Below are 17014 nucleotides of genomic sequence, written 5' to 3'. Positions count from 1 at the left end.
ATCCTTGAAGTAGCTTTTATAAACAACTGATTATTCAGTTGAAATTTTTAGTTTAAGCGCCACTAAGTTTAAAATTTGCTCAACTACTTCATCAACCGTTAAGGTTGTTGAGTCAATAACAAATGCATCATCAGCGGGCCGAAGTGGAGCAACAGCTCGGTTACGATCTCGGTGATCACGTTCTTTAATCTCGCTCAAAATTTGCGCGATGCTAACATTAAAGCCTTTGCCTTGCAACTGATTAAACCTACGCTGTGCTCGCTCTTCGGCACTAGCATCTAGAAAAATCTTAAGCTTTGCGTCAGGAAATACAACGGTTCCCATATCACGACCATCAGCAATTAAGCCGGGTTTTTGCAGAAAAGCTTTTTGACGAGCTAACAATGCAGATCGTACCTCTTGAATAGAAGCAACTTCAGATGCCGCTTTTCCAACTTCTTCTGTACGCAACTTATCGCCAACATTTTCGCCGCTTAATAAAGTATCAACACCCTCACCATTTGAAACAAAGGAAACTTCTAAAGCAAGCGCTAAATCCGCTAATCCTGATTTATCATCTAAGTTCACTTTTTGTTGTAAAGCAGCATAAGCAAGGATTCGATATAATGCCCCACTATCTAATAAATGCCAATTTAGTTTCTTGGCAAGAACATGACATACCGTACCTTTGCCTGACCCGCTTGGCCCATCGATAGTAATTAATTTTGAAATTGACATTGTCACCTCAAGGTTGTGATTAAACTTTTTCTGCTTTAATTTTTTTAACGTTTATTCTATTTCATCTAGAAAACTGTCTAATTCATCTTCTAGTTGTTGTTGTGCTCCCTGTTGCTTCAAGCGAATAAACTCATCCGTGCTTTCAACATTAGAATTAAACTTATTGTATTCGTATTGAATATAAGCTTCTTTTACAAAGATATATGAATCCAGAGATTGCTCTATTAAAATCTCTTGGCCTAATAATCCTTCACGAACATCAAGTCCATTTAATCCCCATACCACGCCTGACTGCCACCAGTTAAAATAAGAGCCAGGGAAATACAGCCCATCAACGACATTACCCACTAAAATCCTTGTACTACGAGGCCCTATAAATGGCAACATTAAATAAGGTCCGTGTGGTACAGACCAGCGCCCTAATACATTACCAAAGGTCTCTCTTTTACGTTCGATACCGCCATATTTAGCAACATCAAATAACCCTAAAAGGCCAAATGTTGAATTAAAAGCAAACCTAAACAAAGAGTTAGTCGCGCGACCAAACTCTAACTGTAATAAGTTATTTACCATAGTTGAGGGTTCATCTAAGTTTAAAACCATATTATTTATTGCAACACGGCCGCCTTTAGGTACCCAGTCAACATAGGTTTCAGTCACTGGTTTATAAATATAACCATCTAAAACATAGTAGTTAAAATCCCACACTAAGCGATTGACTGGCTCGATAGGATCACTCATGTAAGTCTCTCTATCCCCTTGAACGGATTGAGAATAGGTATTATGGCTAATGAGTATTAAGCATAATGATAAGAGCGTTCGATGTAGCATATAAAAGATCCAAATAAATAATGATAGATTCAAATAACAAAAAGCTTAGCTAGAGTTGTTGATTGATTCTAATACTAATAGGGGTTGTCTGTCCTGCTTTAATAACGTCACTTTCGCCAAACCATTGGCCATCACTTTGATTAACAGTGCCATCACTAGAAATACGCGCTTTAACTTTAAATTCAGGATAGTCGCTCAACTTCACATTTTGCATCATGGCATTTAAATCCGATAGATCAACACTCACAGGAAAATCTAAAATAGGCATTTTAATCGCTGCAATCGGGATAGCAGGGCCATTAATCGATTGTGCATAGATAAATAACGTATTACCTTTAGTATAAATAACATCACCTGATACCGTGACATTAACCCGGTAACTGATGTTATCGACCGCCTTATTTTGTGAGTCTACTGCCTTTTCAGCAGCGGCTTCTGCTAAGGTTAATTGTTTTTGTGCATAGGCAATACTGCCTTTTAACATATTAAACTTTTCACTACCTGATTCAACTAACGGCAACATTTTTTTCCAGCGCTGAATAGCAGCAGAGAAATCTTTGTTTTGTATCGCTAAAAAGGCATACATGGACCAAGCATCATAATTATCTGGTTCTGTTGTTAGCAAGTCTATTAACGCTGCTTCAGCAGTGGCTTGTTCGAATTGGTCGCCAATTTTCATTTTTAATTCGATATATTCAAGCTTAATTTGAGTATTATCAGGAGATGCTTTTAAGGCTTTTTCGATCCCCCCTATCGCTAACTCTGTATCTTGAAAGATACGCCCTAAACGACTATATAAAACCCAACCTTGACTATCATCTGGTTGTTCAGCTAAATGTGTTCTTAAGCCAATCAATAGATCTTCTAACTCTTGCTCATTAGGTTGGCTATTAGTTTGTTCGAATAATTTGTTATAGGTTGCAGGATAACGTTGCAAAGAGGCATCCCAATCTTTCACTTTATCAAAACTACCAATCAAACTATATAAGGCAACACTGCTTATCACTAAAAAAACAATGCCAGGGATCCAAATCCCTTTAGTGCTATTGTTTTTAATACCTTTTTTCTCTTCAATATCATCCAATAAATTATATTGAAGCTCAGCAACCAGCCCCTCTTTATCAACTACAATACCCTGTTGTATATCTTCTTCAACCTCTTTAAGGCGAATATCGTAAAGTTCATGATTCAATTGATTACGACGTTCTAGGTTAATAGACTCAGTATTTCTATTACGTATAAAATGGATGATAATAACACTACAAAATAGTATTAATAATGACGCGATAGCAATCATAAACGGTACAATCATGACTTTTGGTCCTTAGTATGCTGCTTTAATAATTGCTGTAATTTATCTTGTTCCTTTACATCCAAGTTATTTATTTTTTTTGATTTAGCGTTCACTTGTTTAATCAGTACTACGACTCCTAAAATAATAAACAACAATGGGCCTAACCATAAAAAGATAGTCGCTGGAGTGATTGGTGGATCATAACGAACAAAATTACCAAAACGAGCCACCATATAATCAATAACCTGTTGTTTAGATTGCCCACTTTTCACTAATTCATAAGTTTTATTACGTAAATCCTTTGCCAACTCAGCATTCGAATCAGCAATATTGTTATTTTGACATTTAGGGCAGCGTAAAAGCTTAGTCAACTCATGAAAAGTCTGTTCTTGTTGTGCATTATCAAACTCAAAAGCCTCTATTGCAGCTTGGCTAGATTGGCTAAAGAATAATGTAGCGGTTATCAACAAAAAGGCCATTAAGTGATTGACTTTAAATAACAACACTATTCCATTTCCTCATATATTGCTTTTATCTTATCGTCCCAAACCTGCTGATTTAAGTCTCCGACATGGCGATAACGAATGATCCCGTTACTATCAATTAAAAACGTTTCAGGTGCACCATAAACGCCTAAATCCATTCCTAACATACCACTATCATCGTATAAGCTAATTTTATAAGGGTCATGTAAATCATTTAACCAACGAATTGCTTTTTTGCGATCATCTTTATAGTTCATGCCGACAATATATAAACCTTGATTGGCTAATTCATTTAAATATTTATGCTCTGCATAACAAGTTGGACACCAAGTCGCCCAAACATTTAATAGCATTTTTTGCCCTTTAAAAATACTCGCGTCATATTGCTTATTTTCATCATAGATATCTTGCAAGGTAAAGTCTGGTACTGCTTTTCCAACTAATGCAGATTCTAATTTACTAGGGTCACTTCCTTTCAATAAAGGTGTCGCTAAAAATGCAGCACCAATAATAAAAATCACAAAAGGGATAAGTAGCTTCTTATTAAACATGCTGGGCTCCTACTTTTTTCATTGTTTCTTTTTTACTACGGTAACGTCTATCACCAATCATCAGTAAACCACCTAAGGCCATAATTAAAGGACCTAGCCAAATCCAACGAATAAAAGGTTTATAATAAATGCGCACAGCCCAAGCCCCATCAGGTAACTGTTCTCCCATGGCAATATATAAATCACGTGTAAAACCAGCATCAATTGCAGCTTCTGTCATTGCCATACGCTGTACTGTATAGATCCGTTTTTCCGCTTTCATAACCACAATATGTTGTTGGCCTTGCTTTACACTAAAAGTCCCTACTGTGGCAGTATAATTTTGCCCCTGCAGTGATGTCACATGATCAAAGTGGAAATTATACTGCTCAAAGGTTATATCTTCTCCTACTGCAAGTTTTACATCCTTCTCAATAGAATAGTTTTGGGTCATGGTGATACCAATAATCATAATTGCGAAGCCTAAATGTCCTAAACTCATTGCCCAGTGGCTATTACCTAACTTCATCAACCCGACTTTAAAGCTATGACGGTGGGTTGCGCGCAAGTAGATTTCATAAGCAACAGCAACAATTACCCAAAAACCTAGAAAAGTACCTAAGATAGCTAACCAAGTTAATGACGGAGCAAAAACAAACAAAAAGACTATTGTTGATAACACGCTAACCATAAGAATCAAAGCAAGCGGCTTTCTCAACTCTTCTAAAGACTGGCGCTTCCAACGGAATAATGAACCAACACCCAAAAATAGCGCAAAAGGAACAACTAAAATGGTAAACATACGATTGAAGAATGGCTCACCAATAGAAATGCTTCCTAGGCCAATTTCTTTATGTACAAGCGGTAACAATGTCCCTAATAACACCACAATTAATGCCGCAATCAGTAAAATATTATTTAATAATAATAAGCTTTCACGCGAGGCTAACTGATAACGCCCACGGCTCTTTACCTTTGAAGCTTGAACGGCATAAAGAAGTAATGAACCACCAATAACCAATACTAAAAAGCCTAAAATAAATAGGCCTCTCGTTGGATCGCTGGCAAAAGCGTGAACTGAAACTAATACACCAGATCGCACCAAAAAAGTCCCTAACAGACTCAGCGAAAATGCACTTAAGGCTAATAAAACAGTCCAAGATTTAAAGACACCACGCTTCTCACTTACAGCTAAAGAGTGAATTAAAGCCGTCCCGGCCAACCAAGGCATAAAAGAGGCATTTTCTACTGGATCCCAAAACCACCATCCACCCCAGCCAAGCTCGTAATATGCCCACCAGCTACCTAAAGCGATCCCGATAGTTAAGAACACCCAAGCAGCCATCGTCCAAGGACGAGACCATTTTGCCCATGCACTATCCAAACGCCCTTCTAGTAAAGCAGCAATAGCAAAGGCAAAAGCCACAGAGAATCCAACATAGCCCATATATAACATTGGAGGGTGAATCACTAAGCCAAAATCTTGCAATAATGGATTTAAGTCTCTCCCATCAATAGGAAAGGTAGGTAATGTACGCTCAAAGGGGTTTGAGGTTAAAATAACAAAAAGATAGAAGCCAAACGCTAAAACACCAAGCACAGCTAACACTCGCGCCACAGATTCAGCAGGCAAGCGTTTACTCAATAAAGCAACAGCTATGCTCCATAACGCTAACAAAAACACCCATAATAATAATGAGCCTTCATGCGCCCCCCACACTGCCGATAGGCGGTAATACCAAGGTAGTGCTGAGTTGGAGTTAATAGCAATATAAGTGACAGTAAAGTCATTGATTAAAAAAGAGTAAGCAAGAATAAGAAAAGAACAAGCAACAGCTAAAAACTGTAAAGTTGTTAATATCTTAGCGCTTTTAATTGCACCTTGATGACCAGAATATACCCCATATAATGGGTAAACAATCTGTAAAAATGATAATACACATGCCAAAATCAAAGTGAATTGGCCAATTTCTGGAAGCATTAATCAAACCCTCTTTGTTATCTATCTATTCGTTATGAAAGTGCTATTTAGCAGACTCTGATTGAGTCTTTAAATGTTCCATTCCTGTTAATGCATTAGCCACTTCTGGCGGCATATATTCTTCATCATGCTTTGCTAATACTTCAAAAGCATCGACACTATTAGCTGACTTTAAATACCCTTGTGCAACAATTCCCTGACCTTCTCTAAATAGGTCAGGTAAAATGCCATCAAAGTAAACAGTAATTTGCCCCGCTTTATTGTCAATCAAATCAAAGCTTACTTTAAGGCTATCGGGATCACGCTGAACTGAGCCATTTAACACCATCCCACCTACTCGAAGTCTTTGTCCAATTTCAGGTGTAATGCCAGTTTCATTTTTGCCGTTAATTATTTCATTAGGCGTATAAAACAAATCAATATTTTGCTGTAAGGCAAACAGTGTTAAACCAATCGCGACTGATAATCCAACAATTAACGAAGAAATAACGAATAAACGTTTCTGACGTCTTGGGTTCATAAAATATCTTCTCTATTTTCGGCAGCTTTAATGCGCTCTTCTCGCTCTATGCGCTGTATCACTTGTCTGAATATTTTCTTACGTTTGAGCACACTATTAACAATCAACACTATAATACTTAATAATGAGACCGCATACGCTAACCAAACATAAAAACTATAACCGCCCATTAAGATAAAATCTGAGAATGAAGTAAATGCCACGTTAACCTCTTAATTTAAGCATAATGGAGTTTTTAACTAATTCTTTTACCCAAGGTCGATGACTTTCCCTCTGCAAAATTTCATTACGGAAGCGATATAAAATCATCAGTACTAAAAATGCCAAAAAGCTGACAATCATAATGAGTAAAGGGATCAGCATTTCTGTCGCCATTGAAGGTTTATCAAATTTAGTGATTGTTGCGCCTTGGTGCAAGGTATTCCACCACACCACTGAAAAGTGAATAATAGGCAAGTTAATGACGCCCACTAAAGTCAAAATAGAAGCCGCTCTACCTGCTAATACTTTATCTGAAAATGCATTATATAAAGCAATAATGCCAAGATACACGAATAACAAAATTAACTCAGAGGTTAACCGAGCATCCCACACCCACCACGTCCCCCACATCGGTTTCCCCCACGCAGCACCAGTAAAGAGGGCGATAAAAGTATAAACGGCACCAACAGGGGCTGTCGCTGCTACGGTCATATCTGCTAAGCGAATTTGCCAAACTAAACCAATAAAGGCGGCAATGGCCATGGTGGAGTAAGCTGCCATCGCCATCATCGCAGCTGGGACATGAATATATATAATGCGAAAGCTGTCACCCTGTTGATAATCAGCAGGAGCAAATGCTAGCCCCCAAATAACACCAACAACAAAAGTTATAAGCGCAAGGACCAAAAACCACGGCATCAACTTTCCAGCTAATTCATAGCTTTTTTCAGCTTTTGCATAACGATGTAACCACTTCCACATAATCGAATCTCTAACTTATAATTATAGGTGATCAACTAGCTCACACTAACACGTAATGAAGCAGCAATAGCAAAAGGCGCTAAGGTAATTGCAGCGACTAGCATTGCCCCTAATAATGCCAATAAACCAATGTATGACTGACCAAAACTAGCAGCATCTATAGCCATTGTTGAAAAAATCAAAACAGGAATACTAAAAGGCAACATAACCAAACTTAATAAAACACTACTTTTACGTAAACCAACGGTTAATGCGACTCCTATCCCACCTATCAGACTCAATATCGGCGTACCGATTAACAAGGTCAGAAATAGGACATAAAAAACCTTTACCTCTAGCGATAAGAAAACCGCTAATAAAGGTGAAACGCACAAAATGGGTAAACCGGTTAATAGCCAATGAGCAGAGATTTTAGCGCAAACTAACCAAGATAATGGATGTGGTGCGATCATCATCTGCTCTAATGAACCATCAATAAAATCATCTTTAAACAAGCGCTCAAAAGATAATAAACTTGCTAATAAAGCAGCCACCCAGATCACGCCGGGAGCAATCCGAGCAAGTAATACAGGATCGTTACCAATGCCCAAAGGGAATAAGGTTACCACAATAATAAAAAAACAGATTGGATTTAAAATATCACTTTTTTGACGAAAAGCGCCCAATAAATCTTTGCGTAGAATATGCCAGAAAGCATTAAACATAGAAAGCCTCTGCAATTGGCTTTTCAAGCATTAACCTTTTATAAAGTGTATCTGGAACATTTAAATCTTGGTGGGTACTGATAATCACCATACCATTATTTTCAGCATGTTTAACTAGCAGGTTTTCAATCACTTTAACGCCACTTTTATCAATCGCAGTAAAGGGTTCATCTAAAATCCATAATGGACAATCACTAAACCACATTCTTGCTAATGCAACACGCCGTTGTTGGCCTGCGGAGAGTTGTGCTACGGGAATCGTTTCATAGCCAGCTAATCCAACTAACGTTAAGGTTTCCCATACATCTAACTCAACATTCGGGTTATGCAAACTTTGAAAGTATTGTAGGTTTTCAATGGCAGTTAATTCTGGTTTAAGCCCTGACTTATGACCTAAATAGAGTAAGTGTTGATAATAAGATTCACGAACGGTGGAAATATTATTTTGCAGCCAGTAGATATCGCCAGCATAAGGTGAGGATAAACCTACTAGCAAACGAAATAAACTCGTTTTGCCGACCCCATTAGGCCCTTCTACATGAAGTATTTCACCAGGGGAGAGAGTAAAGCTTAGATTATCAAATAAGACACGTTGTTCACGAACACAAGTTAAGTTTTTGCATTCAAGCATGAAGACTACCTTTCACCAAGAAAAAACGAATAATACGCCATTTAATGTCAAGAATTTAAGGTTTGATACTACCACAGAAAAAAGCTTATGAATAATGAGAAGATAACCTAGCCATTAACGTAAAACTAAGAGTCGCTCATTATTCATTAAAAATTTTTATAACGTTATTCTAAAAGAGCTGTGTCGACTTTATAAAGTCATGAGAAGACAGTAAACAGTCGATTTACTCATCACTACTAGTCAACTTATCCAGCTCTTGATTATAAGACTCTAAATTTACAGGTGCTAAATTAAACGTTTCTACTTCAGCACTTAATTCATCTTGTGCCATTTGCGCCTTAAACTCTTGGTATAAAATATCTTTTTGTGCGTTATTAATTGGGCGATCTGCCGCGTCAATTAAACTATCAAAAATATCTTTTGTTTCACTCTGCCCGATAGCAACCAAGGCACATAAGTTATCTTTACCAGCGATATCAACAATATCTACTTTAAGTGGGCTTGTTCCTATTAACGTTTGCTCAGTAATTTGCTTTGAAACGCTAGAAAAAGTAGATCCTGAATCTAAGGCTGAAGCAACTTCGATTTTTTCTCGATAGGTTTTATCCATGGTACTGACTTTGGTTTCAATACGTTGAGCTAAAGAGGAACGAGCATGGGCAATCGCTTGTTGTTTATCGATAGACATACTCCCTGACCAAGTAACACACTCAGTAACCGCAATACCATCTTCAACCTGAGGACTAAGCACCCAACTAGGGATTTCACCGACAGAAGTTTCTTGTGTGGGATCAGAGCTTGAGCATGCTGCTAATAAAGCGATAGCAGGCAAGCTTAACAAGTGAGTTTTTTTACGCATCATCATTCCTTGGTTAGCATTTAAGATAATTAAACATAGCATGAATTATACTAGCCGCACTAATTAACTAAGTGCTTTTAGTTTACCAGAAATCAACTAGCTTGATGCTAACGCTTTAAATATACATATAAAAAATCCCCACCTTAAGAACTAAGATGGGGATTATCAATATCAACAATATTTTTATTAATAAACTACATTAATATTATTTGAAATTAGTTTTTAAATTCTGGGTAAGCTTCTACACCACAGTCATGCATATCCATACCAGCATCTTCTTCTTCAGCTGTTACACGAATACCCATTACAGATTTAATCACAGTCCAAACAATGAATGAAGCTACAAATACAAATCCAAATATAACAGCTGCACCGTATAATTGAGCACCGAATGAAGCACCGTCATTTGAAAGTGGCACAACTAATAGACCAAATAGACCACACACACCATGTACAGAGATAGCACCTACTGGATCATCAATTTTTAATTTATCTAATGTGATGATGCTGTAAATTACGATTGCGCCAGCAATTAAACCAATGAATGCAGCAAATAGTGGTGATGGAGATAAAGGATCCGCAGTAATAGCAACTAAACCCGCTAATGCACCGTTTAGAATCATTGTTAAATCTGCTTTGCCCCATTTAAATTTACTTACCAACATAGCAGCAATTGCCCCCGTTGCAGCAGCGGCGTTAGTGTTTAAGAAAATTTGACCAACAGCAGTGGCGTTTTCAACATCTGAAACTAATAGTTGAGAACCACCGTTAAAACCAAACCATCCCATCCAAAGAATAAACGTACCTAATGTAGCTAGTGGCATGTTTGAACCAGGAATTGGGTGAACACTACCATCTTTACCGTATTTACCACGACGAGCACCAAGTAAGATAACAGCGGCTAATGCTGCAGCAGCACCTGCCATGTGTACAATACCTGAACCAGCAAAATCACTAAAACCAGCTTCGCTTAAGAAACCACCGCCCCAAGACCAGTAACCTTCAATTGGGTAAATAAAACCAGTTAAAAATACAGCAAATACTAAGAATGACCATAACTTCATACGCTCAGCAACTGCACCAGAGACAATAGACATTGCTGTTGCAACGAATACTACTTGGAAGAAGAAGTCAGATTCTAGAGAATGGTCAGCACCTTCAGATGCAGTACCAATTAAAGAACCAAAGCTAGGTAACCAACCACCAGCACTGTTATCAACATACATGATGTTATAACCAACTAATAAAAACATCGTACATGCAATTGCATATAAAACGATATTTTTAGTTAAAATTTCAGTGGTATTTTTAGAGCGAACAAGACCTGCTTCTAGCATCGCAAAACCGGCTGCCATCCACATAACAAGAACACCTGATATTAAAAAATAAAAGGTATCCAACGCAAATCGTAACTCTGTAACTGTTGTTTCCATAATAATTATTCCTTTACTTATAAATTTGGTTTAAAGCGCTTCTTCATCATTTTCGCCAGTACGAATACGAACCACATGATCTAGTGGTTGAATAAAGATTTTCCCATCACCTACTTTCCCTGTATTAGCTGCACCAACAATAGCTTCAACTAAACGATCAACATCATCATCTGTTACCGCAATTTCTAATTTAACTTTAGGTAAAAAGTCAACTTGATACTCAGCACCACGATATAGCTCGGTATGGCCTTTTTGACGACCGAAGCCTTTTACTTCAGAAACAGTTACACCCGCGATGCCGATGCCCATCACTGCTTCACGCACTTCATCTAATTTAAATGGTTTAATTATTGCGGTTAACATTTTCATCATATATTCCTTTAATGTGTAATTAATGTTTTATTTTTAATAAGACTAATCCTTCTATAACAACTAACGTGCCAAAAAAAATAATCAATAAAAAACAATAACTTAAAATTCAAACAGTAAAGTAAACAAATCACAATGCACCAATACAGTGCAAAAAAAACAATAGCGATGCACTGTGATGATACAAGATAAAAATGAAATAAATGTCAGTACGAGAACTTAATTAAATTTCAACTGACTTAGCAAATTACTACTTATTTTATAAGTAGTAATTTGCTCCTTAAATACAAAAAAATATACAACTAATCCGCTTAGTACTTAGCAAATAAAGCTTGATCTGCTATAGTGCGTAACAATTTTTCGACTTAACAACCCTAAAGGTATGTAACATGAAAAAAATAAGCCTATTGCTTATCACTTTTTTACTCAGCATTAATGCATTAGCCGCTCCCATGGTTATCCCACAAGCACCATCAATTGCTGCTCGCGGCCATTTACTAATAGATTTTGATTCAGGAAAAGTGCTTTCTGAAAATAATAGTGAAGAGACATTAGAACCAGCTTCTCTTACTAAGATGATGACCAGTTATATCATCGGACAAGAGTTAAAATCAGGTAATCTAAAATTAACTGATAAAGTAACCATCTCTGAAAATGCTTGGTCAAAAAACTTTCCTGATTCATCAAAAATGTTTATCGAAGTTGGAAAAGAGGTCACTGTTGATGATTTAAATCGCGGCATTATTATCCAATCTGGCAATGATGCTTGTGTAGCAATGGCTGAACATATCGCAGGAAGTGAATCTGCATTCGCTGATTTAATGAATTCTTGGGCACTACAACTTGGTATGACAAATACACATTTTGTTAATAGCCACGGTTTACATGCAGAAGGACACCATACAACAGCTAAAGATATGGCAATTTTAGCGAAAGCAATTATTACAGACGTGCCAAATGAATATAAACTGTATAGCCAAAAATCATTCAAATACAACGGTATAGTTCAATATAACCGCAATGCTCTATTGTGGGATAAAAGCTTAAATGTAGATGGAATGAAAACAGGCCACACAAGTGCAGCAGGCTATAGTTTAGTTTCATCGGCAACAAAAGATGGCATGCGCTTAATCAGTGTTGTAATGGGCACACGTTCAGAAGAAGCTCGTAAAGTAGAAAGTAAAAAGTTACTTAACTGGGGATTCCGCTTCTTTGAAACAATCACACCATATAAAGCTAATGACCAACTAACAGAAGAGCGTATTTGGATGGGCTCTCAAGCAACAATTAAGTTAGGTGTTCCTGCTGATACACCTGTCACGCTACCACGTAATCAAACACAAAACCTTAAAGCTGACTTTATAATTAATAGTGAACTACGTGCTCCTATCCAACAGGGTGATACTGTAGGTCAAGTAAACTATAAATTAGAAGATACGACTGTTGCCAGCTACGATTTAATCGCATTAGAAACTGTTGAAGAAGGCGGTTTCTTTAGCCGAATGATTGATTACATCAAACTATTATTTATTAGTTGGTTCGGATAAAACTGATAGTTCTATTTTTTAAGGTTAATTCTAATATTAACCTATTATGATATTAAGTGAGGCTCGTCCTCACTTTTGTAGTTATAATCTGTATTTTTTGAGGAGCCAAAATGGCCTTAAATACTAAATTTGATGAGTTATTAGACTTTCCATGTAGCTTAGCATTTAAAGTAATGGGTGTTGCTGACCCACAACTTATTCCAGATGTATTATCAGTAATTCAAGCAATATCGCCTGATGATTACTCTCCAAAGGTAACACCGAGCTCTAAAGGCACTTATCACTCATTATCAATTCCAGTGATAGTCAACAGCAAAGAGCAGGTTGAAGAGATCTACACTGAGTTAAATAAATTAGAACTTGTTCGTTACATTTTATAAGCACATACCATGACAGCAATCCAAGAAAAACTCATTATTCGCTATTTAGGTGTTCAACCCTATTTAGATACATGGCAAGCAATGAGTGATTTTACAGAGCAACGAGATGAATCCACTAGCGATGAGATTTGGTTAGTAGAACACCACCCAGTGTTCACGCAAGGGTTGGCCGGGAAAGCTGAACACCTGCTTACCAATACCGATATTCCAATTGTGAAAAGTGACCGTGGTGGGCAAATAACACATCACGCGCCAGGACAATTAATTGCTTACTTATTGATTAACATTCGTCGTAAATCATTTAACGTTCGTCGTTTAGTGAGCATTATTGAACAGGCTATTATCGATTTATTAGCAGACTTTAATGTCACTGCGATTGCAAAACCTGATGCACCAGGTGTTTATGTAGATGGTAAAAAAATAGCTTCACTGGGTCTAAAAATCCGAAAAGGTTGTTCATTTCATGGATTAGCACTGAATGTAGATATGGACCTTTCTCCATTTTTACAGATAAACCCATGTGGTTATGCAGGATTAGAAATGACACAATGTAGCGATCTTGGAATCAATTCTTCGGTTGCAGACTTGTCACCCCTATTAATTGAAAAGTTAAACGAAAGTTTAAAATACACACAGATAGAGAGCTTTAAAAATGAATACTAAGCCAAGCCAATTAACTGCCGGTAATAAACTGCGTGATGCAGATAAGATGTCTCATATTCCAATTAAAGTAGTGCCTTCTGATAAAAGTACTATTTTAAAGAAACCTTCTTGGATGAAGATTAAACTTGCTGCAGATAATACTCGAGTAACTGAGATCAAAGCTGCTTTACGTAAAAATAAATTGCACTCGGTCTGTGAAGAAGCCTCTTGCCCTAATTTAAATGAGTGTTTCAATCACGGTACAGCAACCTTCATGATCTTAGGTGATATTTGTACTCGTCGCTGCCCATTCTGTGATGTTGGCCATGGTAAACCACTTGCCGTTGATAAAGATGAGCCAAAGAAATTAGCTGAAACGATTAAAGATATGAAACTAAAATACGTTGTAATCACATCGGTGGATCGTGATGATTTACGTGATGGTGGTGCGCAACATTTTGCTGATTGTATTCGTGAAATCCGACTATTAAATCCAAGTATTAAAATTGAAATATTAGTACCTGACTTTAAAGGACGTATGGATAAAGCATTAGCTTGTTTTGAGAAAGACGTACCAGATGTATTTAACCATAATCTAGAGACAGCGCCACACCTATATAAACAGGTTCGTCCAGGTGCTGACTATAAATGGTCATTAAAATTATTACAAAAATTCAAAGAGCAGCATCCAACTGTTCCAACTAAATCTGGTGTTATGATGGGTTTAGGTGAAACAAATGAACAGATTCAAACAGTGGTTAAAGATCTAGCTGCACATGGCGTAACAATGCTAACCCTAGGACAATACTTGCAACCAAGTTTACAACATCTTGCTGTTGAGCGTTATGTTCCACCTGAAGAGTTTGATGCACTAGGTGAAATGGCAAAATCAATCGGCTTTGAACATGCGGCTTGTGGCCCCCTTGTTCGCTCTTCATACCATGCAGACTTACAAGCATCAGGTAAAGAAGTAAAATAAACAACTAATAGCTCATTTCATAATAACTGAAATGAGCTAAATAACACTTCCAAATACTATATTATTAACTTCAGTTTACCCTCGATATCAAATACTCTCTGAGTACAGATATTATTTTTCAGTCGCCTCACTTTCTTCAACAAAGTTTTCATTTTTCAATTTATCATTTTCTAATACTTGTTTTAAATCAGCTAAATGTTGACGTACTGCTGCCCCATAATGCTGATCATCTCCCCAAATTCTTGCTAAATCGTCCAGTGCATTTTCATCATATTTTTTAAATAACCCACCTGCTTTTTTAGCTGCTTTTGGAGACTCTCCTAATAACGTTAACGCATCAATTCCTAAGTTTACTGCTGAGTCAAAGCTTTCACGTCTAAAAGTATGTACGCCCTTTTGTATAATGCGATAAGCATGTGTTCTATCGATAGCACGCACTGCAATCTTTAAGTTTGGAAAGTATTTCTGAGCAATATCGATAATCTCTAATGCTTTTTCAGATTCATCAACAGCAATCACTAACAACTTAGCCTGCGCTGCCCCTGCGGCTTTTAATAAGTCACCTCGTGCAGCATCACCATAAAATACCTTAGTACCAAATCGGCGCACTAAATCAATTTGTGCAGGGCTATGGTCTAAAATTGAAAGGTGGTAGCCCTGCGCAGTTAGCAAACGACCAACAACCTGTCCAAAACGTCCATAACCGACAATAATGACATGGTCAGTAGACTCAATTTGTGAAGGATCATCGTAATCAGCTTTTTCTGCTCTGCGCACTAATAAATGGTCATAAATCATTAATAAAATCGGTGCTAATAACATTGAAATAGCCACTACCAATGTCGTTATTTTACCCTGCTCCGGCGTTAAGATATTTAAACTACCTGTAAATGAGATTAAAACAAAAGCAAACTCTCCACCTTGTGCGAGAGCCAGTGTAAACAGGACTTTTTGCTTCGACTTTAATTTAAATATAGAAGCAATTAAATACAGTACAAACGCTTTCCCTGCAATCAAAGCAAAGACAATCCCCAGGATTAATGAGAACTGATCAAAAAGAAGAGAAAAATCAATTGAAGCACCGACAGCAATGAAAAATAATCCTAATAACAACCCTTTAAATGGCTCTATATCTGCTTCTAACTCATGTCTAAATTCACTTTCAGCTAAAACAACCCCAGCTAAAAAAGTTCCCAATGCAGGAGAAAGCCCTATCTTTTGCATAATCAAAGCAATAGAAATAACTAACAATAATGCAAAAGCAGTAAATATTTCTCTAATGCGAGTTTCAGCAATATAACGGAATAAAGGAGTAGAAATATATTTACCCAAGAAGTAGATACTACTGATAACCGATAATGAAATTGCCACCTGTCCCCAAGCAGGGAGACCGTCAATTAAACTCTGGTGCACCGTACTCGTAACACTTGGCTCAACGTTAAATGTAAGTAATGGTAATAATGCCAAGATCGGGATCACTGCAATATCTTGAAATAACAAAATTGAAAATGTATTTTGCCCTGCAGGTTGTTTTATCCAGCCTTTTTCAGTTAAGGTTTGCAAAACGATCGCAGTAGATGAGAGAGCAAGCATCAACCCTAATGCTAAAGAAGTTTGCCAAGCCATTGCAAACACATAATAACAAATAACCCAGATCAGCATGGTACTAAGACCAAGCTGTAGACTACCCTGCAAAACAATTGAATGACGTAACTTCCATAAACGGCTTGGCTGTAGCTCTAATCCAATCAGGAACAACATCATAACCACGCCAAACTCTGCAAAATGTAGTACTTCAGACTGATCGCCAACGAAGCCTAATAAAAAGGGTCCAATCAATATACCTGCTAATAAATACCCGAGCACAGATCCTAAACCTAAGCGCTTGGCTATCGGTACAGCTGCAATAGCTGCAGCAAGATAAATAACAGCAATTTCTAACATTATGTTCCTTGTATAATTAATGACTAACAAGATAATAGATCTCAATAGATCTATTAAAAGGAGATTGGAATTTGTATATAAATATCGCTCATTTTAATATATCCAGCAATGGCATTTTTAAAATAAACATTTTTGACAGAACAAATAAACGTAAAAAATAAAATCAGAGGCAGATAAGACAACGACTTAACTAAGGCCTCACTAA

Annotated in this window: 19 protein-coding genes; 4 read left to right on the top strand and 15 right to left on the bottom strand. The window is 37.1% G+C overall.

All coding sequences use genetic code 11. The features are described 5' to 3' along the window. Window positions 1–30: 30 nt before the first annotated feature. The 14 genes from cmk to V6256_RS00660 form a co-directional block, all read right to left on the bottom strand. The gene (gene cmk / locus V6256_RS00725) at window positions 31–717 is read right to left on the bottom strand and encodes a (d)CMP kinase (RefSeq protein WP_341596053.1); all 687 of its coding nucleotides are present in this window, start codon (window positions 715–717) and stop codon (window positions 31–33) included. Window positions 718–768: 51 nt separating this feature from the next. Continuing rightward, window positions 769–1458: an MlaA family lipoprotein gene (locus V6256_RS00720; RefSeq protein WP_341596052.1), complete on the bottom strand. Its 690-nt coding sequence runs from the start codon at window positions 1456–1458 to the stop codon at window positions 769–771. A 139-nt stretch (window positions 1459–1597) separates the two neighbouring features. After that, entirely contained in the window at window positions 1598–2860 is a 1263-nt protein-coding gene (ccmI, locus tag V6256_RS00715; protein ID WP_341596051.1) for a c-type cytochrome biogenesis protein CcmI, read from the bottom strand. Further along, window positions 2857–3348, bottom strand: a complete 492-nt coding sequence (locus V6256_RS00710) for a cytochrome c-type biogenesis protein (RefSeq protein ID WP_341596050.1) — start codon at window positions 3346–3348, stop codon at window positions 2857–2859. Before V6256_RS00710 ends, ccmI begins: the two co-directional genes overlap by 4 nt. Further along, window positions 3348–3878, bottom strand: coding sequence for a DsbE family thiol:disulfide interchange protein (locus tag V6256_RS00705; RefSeq protein ID WP_341596048.1), 531 nt, complete (start codon window positions 3876–3878; stop codon window positions 3348–3350). The genes V6256_RS00710 and V6256_RS00705 overlap by 1 nt, the downstream gene beginning before the upstream one ends. Then, on the bottom strand, window positions 3871–5838 hold the full coding sequence (locus V6256_RS00700) for a heme lyase CcmF/NrfE family subunit (RefSeq protein ID WP_341596047.1): 1968 nt from the start codon (window positions 5836–5838) through the stop codon (window positions 3871–3873). The genes V6256_RS00705 and V6256_RS00700 overlap by 8 nt, the downstream gene beginning before the upstream one ends. A 43-nt stretch (window positions 5839–5881) precedes the next feature. Then, window positions 5882–6358 carry a cytochrome c maturation protein CcmE gene (ccmE, locus tag V6256_RS00695; RefSeq protein WP_341596046.1) on the bottom strand — a complete coding sequence of 159 codons (477 nt, stop codon included), beginning with the start codon at window positions 6356–6358 and terminating at the stop codon, window positions 5882–5884. Next, window positions 6355–6561, bottom strand: a complete 207-nt coding sequence (gene ccmD / locus V6256_RS00690; protein WP_341596045.1) for a heme exporter protein CcmD — start codon at window positions 6559–6561, stop codon at window positions 6355–6357. The genes ccmE and ccmD overlap by 4 nt, the downstream gene beginning before the upstream one ends. A gap of 1 nt (window position 6562) precedes the next feature. Further along, window positions 6563–7321 carry a heme ABC transporter permease gene (locus V6256_RS00685; RefSeq protein WP_341596044.1) on the bottom strand — a complete coding sequence of 253 codons (759 nt, stop codon included), beginning with the start codon at window positions 7319–7321 and terminating at the stop codon, window positions 6563–6565. Window positions 7322–7356: 35 nt separating this feature from the next. Then, on the bottom strand, window positions 7357–8025 hold the full coding sequence (ccmB, locus tag V6256_RS00680; RefSeq protein ID WP_341596115.1) for a heme exporter protein CcmB: 669 nt from the start codon (window positions 8023–8025) through the stop codon (window positions 7357–7359). Continuing rightward, a complete protein-coding gene (gene ccmA, locus V6256_RS00675; protein WP_341596043.1) occupies window positions 8018–8656 on the bottom strand; it encodes a cytochrome c biogenesis heme-transporting ATPase CcmA in 639 nt (212 codons plus the stop codon). Before ccmA ends, ccmB begins: the two co-directional genes overlap by 8 nt. A 223-nt stretch (window positions 8657–8879) precedes the next feature. After that, window positions 8880–9515 (bottom strand): hypothetical protein, encoded by a 636-nt coding sequence (locus tag V6256_RS00670; RefSeq protein WP_341596042.1) that lies wholly within the window; start codon window positions 9513–9515, stop codon window positions 8880–8882. A 215-nt stretch (window positions 9516–9730) separates the two neighbouring features. Then, on the bottom strand, window positions 9731–10948 hold the full coding sequence (locus V6256_RS00665; protein WP_341596041.1) for an ammonium transporter: 1218 nt from the start codon (window positions 10946–10948) through the stop codon (window positions 9731–9733). A 30-nt stretch (window positions 10949–10978) separates the two neighbouring features. After that, window positions 10979–11317, bottom strand: coding sequence for a P-II family nitrogen regulator (locus V6256_RS00660; RefSeq protein WP_341596114.1), 339 nt, complete (start codon window positions 11315–11317; stop codon window positions 10979–10981). A gap of 389 nt (window positions 11318–11706) precedes the next feature. Here V6256_RS00660 and V6256_RS00655 point away from each other — a divergent pair, with 389 nt between their 5' ends. From V6256_RS00655 to lipA, 4 genes are all read left to right on the top strand, one after another. Continuing rightward, window positions 11707–12864, top strand: a complete 1158-nt coding sequence (locus V6256_RS00655) for a serine hydrolase (protein WP_341596040.1) — start codon at window positions 11707–11709, stop codon at window positions 12862–12864. 110 nt (window positions 12865–12974) lie between these two features. Continuing rightward, window positions 12975–13244: a DUF493 family protein YbeD gene (gene ybeD / locus V6256_RS00650; protein ID WP_341596039.1), complete on the top strand. Its 270-nt coding sequence runs from the start codon at window positions 12975–12977 to the stop codon at window positions 13242–13244. Window positions 13245–13253: 9 nt separating this feature from the next. Beyond that, window positions 13254–13907, top strand: coding sequence for a lipoyl(octanoyl) transferase LipB (gene lipB / locus V6256_RS00645; RefSeq protein WP_341596038.1), 654 nt, complete (start codon window positions 13254–13256; stop codon window positions 13905–13907). After that, entirely contained in the window at window positions 13897–14865 is a 969-nt protein-coding gene (lipA, locus tag V6256_RS00640; protein ID WP_341596037.1) for a lipoyl synthase, read from the top strand. The genes lipB and lipA overlap by 11 nt, the downstream gene beginning before the upstream one ends. Window positions 14866–14976: 111 nt before the next feature. On the opposite strand, the gene V6256_RS00635 is transcribed toward lipA, so the two are convergent. Beyond that, window positions 14977–16809, bottom strand: coding sequence for a monovalent cation:proton antiporter-2 (CPA2) family protein (locus V6256_RS00635; RefSeq protein WP_341596036.1), 1833 nt, complete (start codon window positions 16807–16809; stop codon window positions 14977–14979). Window positions 16810–17014 lie beyond the last annotated feature (205 nt).

The sequence above is a fragment of the Psychromonas aquatilis genome, assembly GCF_038155185.1.
GTDB lineage: Bacteria > Pseudomonadota > Gammaproteobacteria > Enterobacterales > Psychromonadaceae > Psychromonas > Psychromonas aquatilis.
The sequence above is the reverse complement of the archived record's forward strand: the minus strand, read 5'-3'. Positions and strand labels throughout refer to the sequence as shown.

What these genes read in the sequence shown, in the direction of transcription:
- cmk (WP_341596053.1), bottom strand. Translation starts at nt 717, where the DNA reads ATGTCAATTTCAAAATTAATTACTATCGATGGGCCAAGCGGGTCAGGC.
- V6256_RS00720 (WP_341596052.1), bottom strand. Translation starts at nt 1,458, where the DNA reads ATGAGTGATCCTATCGAGCCAGTCAATCGCTTAGTGTGGGATTTTAAC.
- ccmI (WP_341596051.1), bottom strand. Translation starts at nt 2,860, where the DNA reads ATGATTGTACCGTTTATGATTGCTATCGCGTCATTATTAATACTATTT.
- V6256_RS00705 (WP_341596048.1), bottom strand. Translation starts at nt 3,878, where the DNA reads ATGTTTAATAAGAAGCTACTTATCCCTTTTGTGATTTTTATTATTGGT.
- V6256_RS00700 (WP_341596047.1), bottom strand. Translation starts at nt 5,838, where the DNA reads ATGCTTCCAGAAATTGGCCAATTCACTTTGATTTTGGCATGTGTATTA.
- ccmE (WP_341596046.1), bottom strand. Translation starts at nt 6,358, where the DNA reads ATGAACCCAAGACGTCAGAAACGTTTATTCGTTATTTCTTCGTTAATT.
- V6256_RS00685 (WP_341596044.1), bottom strand. Translation starts at nt 7,321, where the DNA reads ATGTGGAAGTGGTTACATCGTTATGCAAAAGCTGAAAAAAGCTATGAA.
- ccmB (WP_341596115.1), bottom strand. Translation starts at nt 8,025, where the DNA reads ATGTTTAATGCTTTCTGGCATATTCTACGCAAAGATTTATTGGGCGCT.
- ccmA (WP_341596043.1), bottom strand. Translation starts at nt 8,656, where the DNA reads ATGCTTGAATGCAAAAACTTAACTTGTGTTCGTGAACAACGTGTCTTA.
- V6256_RS00670 (WP_341596042.1), bottom strand. Translation starts at nt 9,515, where the DNA reads ATGCGTAAAAAAACTCACTTGTTAAGCTTGCCTGCTATCGCTTTATTA.
- V6256_RS00665 (WP_341596041.1), bottom strand. Translation starts at nt 10,948, where the DNA reads ATGGAAACAACAGTTACAGAGTTACGATTTGCGTTGGATACCTTTTAT.
- V6256_RS00660 (WP_341596114.1), bottom strand. Translation starts at nt 11,317, where the DNA reads ATGAAAATGTTAACCGCAATAATTAAACCATTTAAATTAGATGAAGTG.
- V6256_RS00655 (WP_341596040.1), top strand. Translation starts at nt 11,707, where the DNA reads ATGAAAAAAATAAGCCTATTGCTTATCACTTTTTTACTCAGCATTAAT.
- ybeD (WP_341596039.1), top strand. Translation starts at nt 12,975, where the DNA reads ATGGCCTTAAATACTAAATTTGATGAGTTATTAGACTTTCCATGTAGC.
- lipB (WP_341596038.1), top strand. Translation starts at nt 13,254, where the DNA reads ATGACAGCAATCCAAGAAAAACTCATTATTCGCTATTTAGGTGTTCAA.
- lipA (WP_341596037.1), top strand. Translation starts at nt 13,897, where the DNA reads ATGAATACTAAGCCAAGCCAATTAACTGCCGGTAATAAACTGCGTGAT.
- V6256_RS00635 (WP_341596036.1), bottom strand. Translation starts at nt 16,809, where the DNA reads ATGTTAGAAATTGCTGTTATTTATCTTGCTGCAGCTATTGCAGCTGTA.